Raw genomic sequence first — 12,869 nt, 5'->3', positions numbered from 1 at the left:
TGTTTCGTCGGCGCGCAGCCTTGGTTCAGGCGCGCGTCAGCCTGACGCAAAGCTGGGCGAACGAGCCGCTTCTTAAGGCCTCGTTTGCCGAACAGGTGAAGTCGATGCAGAGACTGGAAGGGTTAATCGAAAAAATGATCAGTGACTGCCTGAAAGAAGCAGGTTTACTGGGTCAGTTGAAGCGTTGCTTGAAAGTCGAAGGCATCGGTTTTTTGACTGGCGCGCGTTTGATTGCCACCTTCCAACGGGGAGAGTTCAGGAATTCGGACGCGTTTATCGCCTTTCTTGGTATGGATTTGCGCGTCAACAAGTCAGGACAGAAGGATGGTCGTCGTAGTTTAAGTAAGCGCGGCGACTCAGAAGCTCGGCGCCTGCTGCATAACGCAGCGATGGCGGCTAGCCGAACAGAGACATGGAAAGCGTTTTATCAAGCACAGAGGGCGCGAGGCTATAGCACCACACAGGCGTTGGTAATACTGGCCCGCAAGCTTGCTCGGGTGGTGTTCGCTCTGCTGAAAGGGCAAAGCGAATATCAGCCAAAAGTTGGTTGAGGGTTGCCCCTCAACCATAGAATCTCCCACATTTAGATCCTGGGGTGTCAGGTAGAGATGCGTCGGCTGCCAGGCCGTCACGGGAGCAAGCTCCCTCGCCACAGGTCCAGCGTCGCCCCAAAGTTGTGTAGATACCTATGGCCATCGCAGGCAAGCCAGCTCCCACATGTTCGATCCCGTGTTGTCAGGTAGATAGGCGTCGGCTGTCGGGCTTCATCGCAGGTCAGCCAGCCCCCTTCACTGCACGCTGATCATCAAAAAACGCTTTTCTGCCATCCACCCGCTCAGACGCCCTGGGCACATTCACGCCTTGGCCTTCCGGCTTCTCCACATACCAATAGCAATGGCTGACCGCCCGGGTAATCCCCACATAGGCCAGTCGCAACACTTCGTCTCTCTGCGCATTGTCATAAGGCTCGCTGTCGCCATCCTTACCCAAGCCCGCCATGCGATACACCTGGTTCTTGTACGGCGAGCTGGTGACATGCTGACAGTCGCCCAGCAAAAACACCGCGTCCGCCTGCAAGCCCTTGGCACTGTGATAAGTCAGCTGTTTAAGCCTGCGCGCCTGAGGCGCCAAGCTAGAATCCACATTAACTACAGACTGAATATGCTCTTGAATCAATAACTTATCGCTACTTTTTCGATAAAGCATCAGGATCGAATCGCCCCGCTGATAGTGCTCGAGCAACCGCTGCCCCAGTGCCGCGTCGTCACGCTCCAACACCGTGACGGGCACCAATGCCTTGGGCTCGCCACTGGCTCTGGCCTTTTTGCCGGGGATGGCCGGCGCGCTACGGACGATATGTTCGGCAGCGTCGATGATGTGCTGGTGGCTACGGTAGTTCTCCCCCAACATCACGCGGGTGGTGCTGGGCGAAACGAACTCCTTATTGAACTCCATGAAGTACTTGGGCGAACTGCCACGCCAGCCGTAGATGGATTGCCAGTCATCCCCCACGCACAGCAACGATGAGCGTTGCGCACCACGCCCGACGTGCATGGCCGGCCCACGGCTGCGGATTTCCCGCAGGCTGGCGCGGATCCAGGACACGATCTGCGGCGATACGTCCTGGAATTCATCGATCATCAGGTGCGACATCGGCCGCAGCAACGGATCACTCAGCAGCTTGAGGTTCTCAGGGGTGTTTTCACCAAACAGGGAAAACATCCGGTTGTAGGTCATGATCGGCGGCGACTGCTCCAACAGGTGATCTTCCAGAGCCTTCCAGAAAATGCTCAGGGCCTCGAAGAACAGCCGGTCCGGGTCGTCCTTGGCGAAGCTCATCTGGCCAACCGCCGTAGGCACATCCAGGCCGAGGTTCTCGATAAACCCGGCCGCCATGACAAAACTGTCCAACAGAGGGGCTGAAGCGAGTTCACCTTTGACCTTGTAATCAAAGCCTGGCCCGGCCGTGGCATCGCCGCCCAGGCTGCTCAAAAGGCGCTTTGAAGATTCGTAATTATCCAGCCATATCAGCGGCTTATTACAGAAAGCTTGAAACAGGGTGCGTTTCACTGCCCATTCAGCGCGCACCGAGAGTTTCGAGTTCGGCCGACTGATTTGAGAATTTTCGCGCCCATCGAACCCGAGCACCACCCAGGCATCCAGCTCCCGGATGTAGCCGTGGCAATGAAATTGCGCGCCGTTGATTTCAAAGGTCTGACGGCTGGGTTCGATGCCCTTGATCGGCCAGGCACCGGCGCGAAACCATAAATCCTCGATCACATCACAGAGTTCTTCATCGCGCTTGGCCGCCAATTCAGTCACGGCCATGCGCTTTTGCACGTCCGGATGATCGCGTTCTAGCTCTTTGAGCTGGAGACCATGCCGGGCCAAGGGTGCAATCAACTCGCGAAAACGCTGATGGCGACCATACAAGCGGTGATAACAAGCGTTCATCTGCTGCCGCTGGGCGTCACTGATACGCAGGTCGAAGGCGTTGCTGTCGGCGTCTTCAAAACCATCGCTGAGGTTCTCAAAAGCCTGCAGCCGTTCAAAGCCCGGCAGGCTGCGCACCATGGGCAGGATGCGCGAGTGAAAGGTGCGCACCACCGCCTGGGCTTCCTTGCTGCCAAGGGGTTGGCCCCACAGGCTGAGAATTTCCATGAGTTTGTTGATGAAGTCCTTGCGCGACTCGCGGGTGAACGTCACCACCGTCATCGAACTCAGTTCAAAGCCCAGGTAATGGCTGAGCAGCAGGATGCGCAGCACCAGGGACGTCGACTTGCCGGCGCCGGCACCCGCAATCACTGAGGTCGAGGGGGTGTCGCTGAAAATCATCTTCCATTGCGCCGCGCTTGGCTGCGCATGGGCTGGCAGCAGGCGCGCGACATCGGCCTTCATGCGCTTCTTCACCTCCGCGGTGAGTGGCAATCGCCAGTCGTCGAACAGGCTGTCATCTATGCCTGGTGCGCGGTGCTCATCAGGGCGAAAGTCACGAATCAGCAGGACTTGCCGGCCTTCCTCGATGCCATCAGCCTTGCCCTCGCGGTAGCCGTATTCAACCCCCGCCTCATGCCCACTGCGAAAACCGTCGGCCTGGCCATGTAACCAGGAAAACCTGTGCTGCGCGCGCAAACGGGTGAGGCCATGGCCGAACAGGCGCGCGGCCAGCCGTTTCAGCAGCGGCATTTCAGCCAAGGGGCGCAGTTCGGGGGGCAGATCAGGCTGTTGTTGCGACACGCGGACTCCTGCGGTGAGCTTGTTTTGACCAAGGCGCCATGGTCGCCGGAAACGCCGCTCAGTTCCAGCCAATTGCTTTGTCGTCATGCAGTTAGGCGATGAAGTGAAAGTGAACACCGGGGTTAAACATCGAATAAATGAATCATAAACAGGCATTTTTTACGCTTTTTCTCGATCATGCGCTGCTGGATGATAGGTTCATCAACAGGAGACGATCATGCTTGAACTTCGACCTTTCAACACACTGGGCGGCGCCCACCATGGCTGGCTTGACGCTCATCACCACTTTTCCTTTGCCGAATACCACGACCCCCAGCGCATGCACTGGGGCAACTTGCGGGTGTGGAACGACGACATCATCGCCCCCGGCAGCGGCTTTCCCCAGCACCCGCACCGCGACATGGAAATCATCACCTATGTGCGCGAAGGGGCCATCAGCCATGCCGACAACCTGGGTAACAAAGGCCGCACCGAAGCCGGCGACGTGCAAGTAATGAGCGCGGGCACCGGCATTGCCCACAGCGAGTACAACCTGGAGGCTACGCCAACCAAGATCTTTCAGATCTGGATCATTCCCAATGAGGCTGGCTTGCCGCCGTCCTGGGGCGCCAAACCGTTTCCACAGGGCAACCGCGAGGGCTTTGTAACCCTGGCCAGCGGCAAGGCTGGCGACAGTGAAAGCTTGCGAATTCGTGCGGATGCACGCTTGGTGGCAGCTAACCTGAAAGCTGGAGAAAGCGCGGAGTACCGGCTGGACAGTGGCCGCCGGGCGTACCTGGTGCCCGCCACGGGCGTGATTGACGTCAATGGCGTGCAGGCAAAGGCGCGAGATGGTGTGGCGGTTGAGGATGAACAGGTATTGCGGGTAACGGCGATTGAGGACAGCGAAATCGTGCTGGTGGACCTGGCCTGATCACCACTCTTGTTGCTATCTAATGTGGGAGGGGGCCTGCTCCCTCCCACACTTCTACCGCATGAGTGTCAGTTATTGGCTGATTGCACCATCAACCAACACCTGAGCCTCTTCCACCAGTTGCTTGAGGTGTTCTTCGCCAATGAAGCTCTCGGCGTAGATCTTGTAGATGTCCTCCGTGCCCGAGGGCCGTGCGGCAAACCAGCCGTTTTCGGTCATGACTTTCAAACCGCCAATTGCCTGGTTGTTGCCCGGCGCATGGCTGAGGATCTGTTGAATGCTCTCCCCGGCCAATTGCGTGGACGTCACCTGCTCCGGTGACAGTTTGCCCAACAGGGCTTTTTGCGCGGGAGTGGCCTTGGCATCGACGCGAATGGCGAACGGCTCACCGAGGGCATCGGTCAAGCCACGGTAGATCTGGCTTGGGTCCTGGCCTTTGCGCGAGGTCATTTCCGCGGCCAGCAAGGCCGGAATCAGGCCGTCCTTGTCGGTACTCCACACGCTGCCGTCCTTGCGCAGGAACGAGGCACCGGCGCTTTCTTCGCCGCCAAACCCCAACGAACCTTCAAACAAGCCATCGGCAAACCATTTGAAGCCTACCGGCACTTCGTACAGGCGACGGCCGATGCGCGCCGCGACGCGGTCGATCAGGCCGCTGCTGACCACGGTCTTGCCCACGGCCGCATCGACACGCCAGTCCGGGCGGTTCTGGAACAGGTAGTCGATGGACACCGCCAGGTAGTTGTTGGGCGCCAGCAAACCACCGGAAGGCGTGACGATGCCGTGGCGGTCGTGGTCCGGGTCGCAGGCGAAGGCAACGTCGAAACGCTCCTTGAGACCGATCAGGCCTTGCATGGCATAGCTGGAGGACGGGTCCATGCGAATCTGGCCGTCCCAGTCGACACTCATGAAGCGAAAGGTGGCGTCGACCTCGGTATTCACCACCTCCAGGTTCAAACGGTAGTGCTCGGCAATCGCCGACCAGTAGCGCACCCCTGCTCCGCCCAGTGGGTCCACGCCCAAGCGCAGGTCGGCGCTGTGGATCGCCTCCATGTCGATCACATTGATCAGGTCGGCCACATAGCTGTTGAGGTAGTCATGGCGATGGGTGGTGTCGGCCAGGAGCGCCTGGGCGTGAGTGATGCGCTTGACTCCGGCCAGCTTGTTGGCAAGCAGTTCGTTGGCCTTGGCTTCGATCCACTTGGTGACGTGAGTATCGGCTGGGCCACCGTTAGGCGGGTTGTACTTGTAGCCGCCACTTTGCGGCGGGTTGTGGGACGGTGTAATCACAATACCGTCCGCCAGGCCGCTGGTACGGCCACGGTTATAGCAGATGATGGCGTGGGAAATCGCCGGCGTCGGCGTGTACTCGTCGCCCTCGGCCAGCATCACGTGCACGCCGTTGGCCGCCAGTACTTCCAAGGCGCTGGCACCGGCTGGCGTCGACAATGCATGGGTATCCAGGCCGACAAACAAAGGGCCAGTGATGCCCTGCGCTTCGCGGTACAGGCAAATGGCCTGGCTGATAGCCAGCACATGCCACTCGTTGAAACTCAGTTCAAACGAGCTGCCGCGGTGCCCGGAAGTACCAAAAGCCACGCGCTGAGTGGAGATCGCTGCATCAGGCTGGCCGGTGTAATAGGCCGTGACCAGTCGCGGGATATCCACCAGCAACTGGGCTGGTGCCGGCTTGCCCGCAAAAGGACTGATAGTCATGCATAAACCTCGCAAAGAAGGATTCGGAAAAAATGACAGTTTACTGGGACTTGGACTACTGCGCGACGGTATCGATCCGACGATCTAAAGAGAAATTTCACACACTACTCAGTCTGCGCCTGCCGTAGTGACTGCGCCAGCGTATCCAGGGCGATGTCCAGGTTGGGATGGCCGCTGAAGGTATGGCTCAAGCGCATATGCTGGTGATGTAAACCACTGAGGCTGAACAGCTCGCCGGGGGCAATCACCACCTGCTGGGCTAGCATGCGCTGGAACACCAGGCGCATGTCCACCGGCGCCGTGGACTGCAACCAGAAACTCGCCCCGGCCACGGGCATGCGGTAGTGCACACCACCTTGCATACGCGCATCCAAGCGATGACTCATGGCGCGCGCCTGTTCATGGAGGCGCTGGCGCAACGTCTGCAGGTGCTGGTCGAACCGACCGCTTTCGTACAACCGGGCAATGGCGCGTTGACGGATGGCGGACAGTCGAAACGAACGCAGTAAGAATTGGCGCTGCAATTCACTGCTCATCTGCCGTGTCAGCAGGTAACCAAAGGGCGCCTCCGGGCCCAACACCTTTTCGAACGAAGAAAATACGATCAGCCGCTCTGGGTTGACCAGGCCGCGCAAGGCCGATCCGGGCGGCGCAAAGCTCAGGTCACCAAAGGTATCGTTCTCCAGCAACCAGCAGCCGTGCTGGTCGAGCAGACGCGCTACGTGCAGCCGCTCGGGCTCGGTCATGGCGTTACCCGAGGGCATGCTGACCACGGATGAGAGCAGCACCAGGTGCACCGGCTCATGGCGCAGCAGGTGCTCAAAAGTGGCCAAATCGGGGCGGCCGTCGGCGCGCCAGGGCCATTCAATGACCCGCACACCAGCGGCTTGTAGCAGGCGCAACACCAGGTAATCGCAGGGAGATTCAACCACCACCACGGTGCCTTTAAGGCCCAGGGCATCAATCAGGATGTCCAGTACGCCTTGAAGGTCGGCCCCCACATACACCTCATCCGCTTGCCAACAACGGGTGGGCGACGAGGTATAGCGTGCGGCCAAGGCTGCGCGCAACTCCCACACACCACAGGGTTGAGAAGGTTGCAGGTGATGGGGATACCGGCGTACCAGTTGACGTTCCAGCGCCAGCAACGCGCCATCCAGCGACCCCAACAGCGCCGGTTCATCGCCACTGAGCACCACCATCGCCGGGCGCCGGGCGGCCGTGTACAAGCGCTCGAGCAAGTCTGTACCCGCCATAAGGGGCGCGTTTGCAGCCACGGGCCAGGCGAAGTAGCCGGACTTGGCCACCGAGTACACTCGTCCTTCCTTTTCCAGCAACGAATAGGCGTACTGAATCGTCGAGATCGACACATTCATGCGCGTCGATAACTGCCGCAGGGAAGGCAGTTTCACTGGCGTTTCCCGGCTGACTTCGTTGATCAGGTTGATCATGTAGCGGTACACCGCCTGATAGGCAAAGTCTACTTGCCGCTCCCCCCGAAGGTTCATTGTTGATCACCGGCTTTGATTGGCGAATACACGCTGCTAACGCCCCGACGCTTGGGCGATGCGCACCTTGGGCCGCGCCAGCGTTTGTTTGCGTACCCGCATGCCGCGCCCTCCCAGCAGCGGGCGCTTACGATACAGGTGCTGCAACAGCGGCAGCGGCAGCCCACTGGTATCCACTAGCCACTGGTGCAGGATGTCCGCAGCGGGTTTGCCCTGTAGTGCCTTGTGCAGTTCAGGGAGTGCCACCAGCATGCCGGGATGGCATTGACGCAAGAAGCTCTCCAATCGTTCGCCATGTTGAACGAAGGGCGCAAACAACAGGCACGTCAACTGGCTGTCGTCCAGGCCGGAGAACTCCTGAATGTAGGCGGTGGACAGCAACTGCCCCTCTGGCCCTGACGCTTCTTTGATCAGCGCGACCGGTACTTGCCTGCGGTGCAGGAAGTCTGCCGCACACCGAACAAACCCCGCGATGCCATGTTCGTAGGAAAGCTCACGCAGACACTGGGCCTGCACGCCGTGCAAATGCGCCATGAGCAACGGGTTGGGATAGGCGGGATGGCTGAAATGGAACTCGAACGGGTCCCGTTTGTAGGCGAGGAACCCGGTGAGCAGTGGCGCATGGGCGACATCGGCGTCCTTGAGCAGATCAGCGATGCCGATATAGGCCAAATGACGATGCCCGCCCCGGCCCGGACTTTCGTTGCCGGCATAGTGCTCGCCATAGAGGTCGCGGTAGCACCCCACGCTCCACTCCTCCATGCGTGCAAACCACCCATTGAGCGACGATGGCTTGCCGGGCGCAAATGCAAGGCCGGTCGCCAGCGCATTTTTTTTCAGCCACGCGATGTATTGGCTTTGCTTGCGCACTGAATCACCGCTGACCAGGGCGTGCACGCCGCCATTCCAGGTAGCGACCCGCTGATAGAAATCGCCCAGGGCCAGGAGCGTGTCATCGCACAGGGCGGCGCGGATATCGCCGGACGTCAGGTGCCCGATCATCAGTTTGTTACGCTGGCTGATTTCCCGAGCGGCCCTGGACGCCGGGCGCTGATGGTTGAACGGGAGCACCTCATGGTTTTCCACCATCAACAGCTCTACCCGTGGGTCGTCATGGAAGAACAGCGCTGCGTAGCCTTGATTCAGGCAGTCGAGCGTTGCTTGAGTCATACCCGCATGCCGCAATGTTGCCACCCGTATCTGAAAAGTCTTGGGCGAGCGGCCGGCAATGGTCAGTTGCGCCGCACGCAGTAACGCGAGGGTGTAGCTGCTCACTTCGCCGCCACCGTGGGCGATCAGTACTTTGTAATTGCCCACTTGCTCCATGCCGCCTGCGGCCACCACGATGCGCTGAACGAGCAATTGAAGTGACGTTCGTTCGGCACGCGTAAAGTGCCCAATTAAACGTTGCAGAACTTGCTGGTAAACATAGCTCATGGCTTGTTCATGAATAGTGCTCATCGTTCTACTACCCGAGTTGAAATATCAGTTTCAAGCAACTACCAAACAGCGTTGCTCGACTTATTACATCTGTAGGCTTGTCACCCAGTGCGCAGCACAAGTTTGAGTCAACATTAGCACCTTGCAACAAAAGCGCAGGTGAGAGCATTGAGGGGGCCTGTGGCCGCCCCGCCGGAGAATCCAGCGCCTGCGCGGGCTCTAGCGAAATAGCTGTTAGCCTTAGGAATGTTCCGACAACGTCCTACACTGTTTTAACTAAGCAATTAGAGAATTGTCCGACAATTATTAATCACCTGCGCACCTTGGGTGCGCGTAAAGCAAAAGGGTATTCGTTTTGCACTTGCCGAAAAAAACAATCCGAGCCTCGTTAGTTGTGAAGGTGCGTGACGCAACTGCCGTGCAATCAATCATGGCTCAATCCTTGAGATGACAATGAAGACTCAATTATCGGCACTCAAATAATGATTAACAGATACAGAACAGCGTCAAAAAGCAGCTCAGATGAGCTGCCTGCCCAACTTAAATGACGCCCACACACAAGCGCCGCACTGGATTTCAGGGCGGCGCAAGGCAATAACAGTATTGTTTACGGGGCAGAACGCCCCTGCGGCGGCTCAACCCCGGTGCGGGTTAAGCCCTGTCAAATGGCGCATTTGCCTCATCAGCTCAGGCGCCGGAGTATTCATTTGCGAATACTCCTACAGCTCAAACAGCTTCAACCTGCAACGCCACCCGTTCGCGGCAAGGGCATTCATCCATGTATCGGTGCGCTTCGACGAACTGACTGAACGGAAATACCGTTGTCTTCAGTGGGACAAGCACCCGGTCGGCTGTCAGCTGGTTGATATCGCGCAACGCGCGCTGCAACGCCACGTGATCCTGGATAATGCCCAACTCCGGCTTGCCGGTGAAGTTGCCGATACAGTGCACAAAGAACTGAATGTTCTTCTGGAACGCCGCACAGGCCGGGAATGGCGTCTGGTTGCCACCTTGCAGGCCATACAGCACCAGGCTGCCGCGCGGCGCCAGGACGTCCCCGAGCAGCGACATCTGCGGGCCACCCAGGCCATCGAACACTACGTCGACGCCCCGGTTGTCGGTGAACTTGTTGATCTGCATCAGCAGGTCTTGTTCTTCGGTCACGATGACTTTTTCTGCCCCGAGGGACAGCAGGTATTCACGTTCAGCACTGTCTTTGGTGGCCGCAATCACCCGCACACCCAGGGCCTTGCCCAACTGCACAAACGAAGGGCCGGCGCAGTGGCTGGCATCGGTCACCAAAGCGAACTGGCCGGGTTTGACCCGCGCCAGGTCCATGTAGGCAAAGTACGCAATCAGCAGTGGCGTGTAGTGCACGCTCGCTTCAATCGGACTCAAGACATCCGGATAACGGGTCAGGGCCGAACGGGGCAAGACGATCTGCTCGCCATACACCGGGTAATCATTGGGGCTCTCGGCCGGAAAACTGGCCACTTTATCGCCCACCGCCAAGTCATCCACGCCGTCGCCGAGGGCAACCACAACCCCGGCCATCTCATGGCCCAGGCCAGAAGGCAGGCGTGCATGGGAAGACGCCAGGTTCTGGCGCCACAGAATGTCGTACCAACTGATGCCGATCGCGTCGACACGCACCTGCACTTCGCCCGGTGCGGGCTGCGCGGCCGCATGCTCTTCGCATTTGAGCACCTCGGCCGGACCAAACTTGTGAAAACGGATCGTGCGGGACATCGCAAACCTCGTCAAAGTAACCTCTAATGCCATGAACTTTATCTGGGCTTTGGGGGTAAGACCACCGGTCACCATTAATAGTCGACATGCCTGTCATTGATTCCGCGAAGGAGGAACACCCCTCAACTATCGTAGGAAAAATCAATTAGCCGGTGCAGAGTACCAGCCTTTCCCCGTAAGATTCATGCCGGTCATCCCTCTGAATCGAACCTCAGGGGTTGCTACATGACCGCTCACATCAAGTTTGCTGACTCTTCCAGGACACAAGATGAACCGTAACGACCTGCGTCGTGTCGACCTTAACCTCTTGATCGTATTCGAAACCTTGATGCATGAGCGCAGTGTGACCCGCGCCGCCGAGAAATTGTTCCTCGGCCAGCCGGCCATCAGCGCAGCGTTGTCACGCCTGCGCGGGTTGTTCGATGACCCCCTGTTCGTGCGCACCGGGCGCAGCATGGAACCCTCGGCCCGCGCCGTGGAAATCTTCGCCCTGCTCTCCCCGGCCCTCGACTCGATCTCCACCGCCGTCAGCCGTGCCGCCGAATTCGATCCGGCCACCAGCACCGCCGTGTTTCGCATTGGCCTGTCCGACGACGTGGAATTCGCCCTGCTCCCGCAGCTGCTCAAACGCCTGCGCTCCGAAGCCCCCGGCATCGTGCTGGTGGTACGCCGCGTCAACTACATCCTGATGCCCGGCCTGCTGGCCTCCGGTGAAATCTCCATTGGCGTCAGCTACACCGCCGACCTGCCCGCCAACGCCAAGCGCAAGGTGCTGCGCCGCAGCCTGCCCAAACTGCTGCGCGCCGACAGCGTACCGGGTTCGCTGAGCCTGGATGACTTCTGCTCACGGCCCCACGCGCTGGTGTCCTTTGCCGGCGACTTGAGCGGGTTTATCGATGAAGAGCTGGAAAAACTCGGCCGCAAGCGCCACGTTGTGCTCGCGGTGCCGCAGTTCAACGGCCTGGGTACGTTGCTGGCGGGTACGGACATTCTGGCCACCGTGCCGGATTATGCGGCGGAAGCGCTGACCTCGGCGGGTGGGTTGCGTGCCGAAGACCCGCCGTTGCCGGTGCGCTCGTTTGAGCTGCACATGGCGTGGCGGGGGTCGCAGGATAATGATCCTGGAGAGCGGTGGTTGAGGTCGCGGATTCAGATGTTTTTTGGGGATCCGGATAGCCTCTAAGCATTGCTGGGCAGGCTGTTTAGCTGATCATTTCTGGCTTTTCCATTCACTTCCAGTGGCTTGCTACATTGGGGCACACCTGAGGGGGTGCTTTGGGCTGCCACTCAAAAACCGCCATTCACAGAGCTCGTTTGAAAAAACCAGCGCTACAAATTTTTGATCTGGCGAGTAGAACGAGCGAACTCAATAAATGCCTTTAACGGAGCAGGAGTATGTCGCCGCCCAGGATAGTACAAGTGCAACCCTGGATAGTACGGACACCAATCGGCTAAGACCTGTTTCAGTCTCCCATCTGTTAAATATTCAGTCACCATGTCTTCGAAGACATAAGCCAACCCCAGCCCATCTATGGCTGGTCCTAGCATAAGGCTGACGTCGCCCAGAGTCAGTGGACCACTCACTTCAATTTCTTGGGCGATTCCCCCACGCTCGAATTCCCAGTGATATATCGAGCCGCTGGGAAATCGATGGCGAATGCAGGGGATACTATGCAAATCCTCGGGTTTTTGAGGCACCGCGTGGCGCTCGAAAAACGAAGGTGCTCCTACGACGACAGAGCGCATGTTCGACCCAATTGCCAGAGATATCATGTCTGCTTCCAGGCGATTACCGAAGCGCACCCCGGCGTCAAACCCTCCCGCTACTACGTCTACAAATGCATCGCTTTCCACGAGCTCTACTTTGATATCTGGATACAGTTGAAGAAACCGGCTGATGATTGGCAACAGCACCAATTCACAAGCCTGGCGGCCTGCGGTGATACGCAAATTGCCGGAGGGTTTATCGCGAAAGCTATTGAGATCTTCAAGGGCGTCTTCGATGTCTCGGAATGCGGGTCGCAAACGGTGGTACAGCCTCTCCCCCGCCTCAGTCAAGGCCACACTACGAGTTGTTCGATTGAACAGGCGCACGCTGAGGCGGCTCTCTAATACGCGCAAGGAATGACTCAACGCTGAAGGTGTGAGGCCAAGGTCTACGGCTGCTCTACTCAAGTTCAGATGCTGAGCGATGCTCAAAAAGACCGACAAATCAGCCGGCGAAGGGGATTTCATATATGAGCCATTTTCACAAAGCAATGCAAGATTATTGGTATTAACACATCAGTAATGCACATTTACAGTTG

Annotated in this window: 9 protein-coding genes; 3 read left to right on the top strand and 6 right to left on the bottom strand. The window is 58.5% G+C overall.

The window, feature by feature from the left end; translation table 11 throughout:
• A partial coding sequence (locus AC07S6_RS08580; RefSeq protein ID WP_323571515.1) for a transposase occupies positions 1-551 on the top strand: 551 nt, incomplete at its 5' end.
• 223 nt (positions 552-774) lie between these two features.
• On the opposite strand, the gene AC07S6_RS08575 is transcribed toward AC07S6_RS08580, so the two are convergent.
• Positions 775-3,237, bottom strand: a complete 2,463-nt coding sequence (locus tag AC07S6_RS08575) for a UvrD-helicase domain-containing protein (protein WP_495112097.1) — start codon at positions 3,235-3,237, stop codon at positions 775-777.
• Positions 3,238-3,454: 217 nt separating this feature from the next.
• Between AC07S6_RS08575 and AC07S6_RS08570 the strand changes: the two genes are divergently transcribed.
• A complete protein-coding gene (locus tag AC07S6_RS08570) occupies positions 3,455-4,150 on the top strand; it encodes a pirin family protein (protein ID WP_014718393.1) in 696 nt (231 codons plus the stop codon).
• Positions 4,151-4,222: 72 nt separating this feature from the next.
• On the opposite strand, the gene pgm is transcribed toward AC07S6_RS08570, so the two are convergent.
• The 4 genes from pgm to AC07S6_RS08550 all read right to left on the bottom strand — a co-directional run bounded on the left by pgm (position 4,223) and on the right by AC07S6_RS08550 (position 10,563).
• Positions 4,223-5,866: a phosphoglucomutase (alpha-D-glucose-1,6-bisphosphate-dependent) gene (gene pgm, locus AC07S6_RS08565; protein WP_495112096.1), complete on the bottom strand. Its 1,644-nt coding sequence runs from the start codon at positions 5,864-5,866 to the stop codon at positions 4,223-4,225.
• Positions 5,867-5,970: 104 nt separating this feature from the next.
• The gene (locus AC07S6_RS08560; protein WP_495112095.1) at positions 5,971-7,374 is read right to left on the bottom strand and encodes an aminotransferase-like domain-containing protein; all 1,404 of its coding nucleotides are present in this window, start codon (positions 7,372-7,374) and stop codon (positions 5,971-5,973) included.
• Between the two features lie 36 nt (positions 7,375-7,410).
• On the bottom strand, positions 7,411-8,835 hold the full coding sequence (locus tag AC07S6_RS08555; RefSeq protein ID WP_495112094.1) for a hypothetical protein: 1,425 nt from the start codon (positions 8,833-8,835) through the stop codon (positions 7,411-7,413).
• A 705-nt stretch (positions 8,836-9,540) separates the two neighbouring features.
• On the bottom strand, positions 9,541-10,563 hold the full coding sequence (locus tag AC07S6_RS08550) for a zinc-dependent alcohol dehydrogenase family protein (protein ID WP_014718390.1): 1,023 nt from the start codon (positions 10,561-10,563) through the stop codon (positions 9,541-9,543).
• A 268-nt stretch (positions 10,564-10,831) separates the two neighbouring features.
• On the opposite strand from AC07S6_RS08550, the gene AC07S6_RS08545 reads away from it, so the two are divergent.
• Positions 10,832-11,746 (top strand): LysR family transcriptional regulator, encoded by a 915-nt coding sequence (locus tag AC07S6_RS08545; RefSeq protein WP_014718389.1) that lies wholly within the window; start codon positions 10,832-10,834, stop codon positions 11,744-11,746.
• A gap of 146 nt (positions 11,747-11,892) precedes the next feature.
• Here AC07S6_RS08545 and AC07S6_RS08540 read toward each other — a convergent pair whose 3' ends face one another.
• On the bottom strand, positions 11,893-12,798 hold the full coding sequence (locus tag AC07S6_RS08540; RefSeq protein WP_495112093.1) for a LysR family transcriptional regulator: 906 nt from the start codon (positions 12,796-12,798) through the stop codon (positions 11,893-11,895).
• Positions 12,799-12,869: the final 71 nt, after the last annotated feature.

It is taken from the genome of Pseudomonas sp. GW821-FHT07B01 (assembly GCF_059419065.1).
This window is presented reverse-complemented; position numbering and strand designations above follow the sequence as displayed.

Coding starts and splice junctions, on each gene's coding strand:
- AC07S6_RS08540 (WP_495112093.1), bottom strand. CDS start 12,798: ATGAAATCCCCTTCGCCGGCTGATTTGTCGGTCTTTTTGAGCATCGCT.
- AC07S6_RS08545 (WP_014718389.1), top strand. CDS start 10,832: ATGAACCGTAACGACCTGCGTCGTGTCGACCTTAACCTCTTGATCGTA.
- AC07S6_RS08555 (WP_495112094.1), bottom strand. CDS start 8,835: ATGAGCACTATTCATGAACAAGCCATGAGCTATGTTTACCAGCAAGTT.
- AC07S6_RS08550 (WP_014718390.1), bottom strand. CDS start 10,563: ATGTCCCGCACGATCCGTTTTCACAAGTTTGGTCCGGCCGAGGTGCTC.
- AC07S6_RS08570 (WP_014718393.1), top strand. CDS start 3,455: ATGCTTGAACTTCGACCTTTCAACACACTGGGCGGCGCCCACCATGGC.
- AC07S6_RS08560 (WP_495112095.1), bottom strand. CDS start 7,374: ATGAACCTTCGGGGGGAGCGGCAAGTAGACTTTGCCTATCAGGCGGTG.
- pgm (WP_495112096.1), bottom strand. CDS start 5,866: ATGACTATCAGTCCTTTTGCGGGCAAGCCGGCACCAGCCCAGTTGCTG.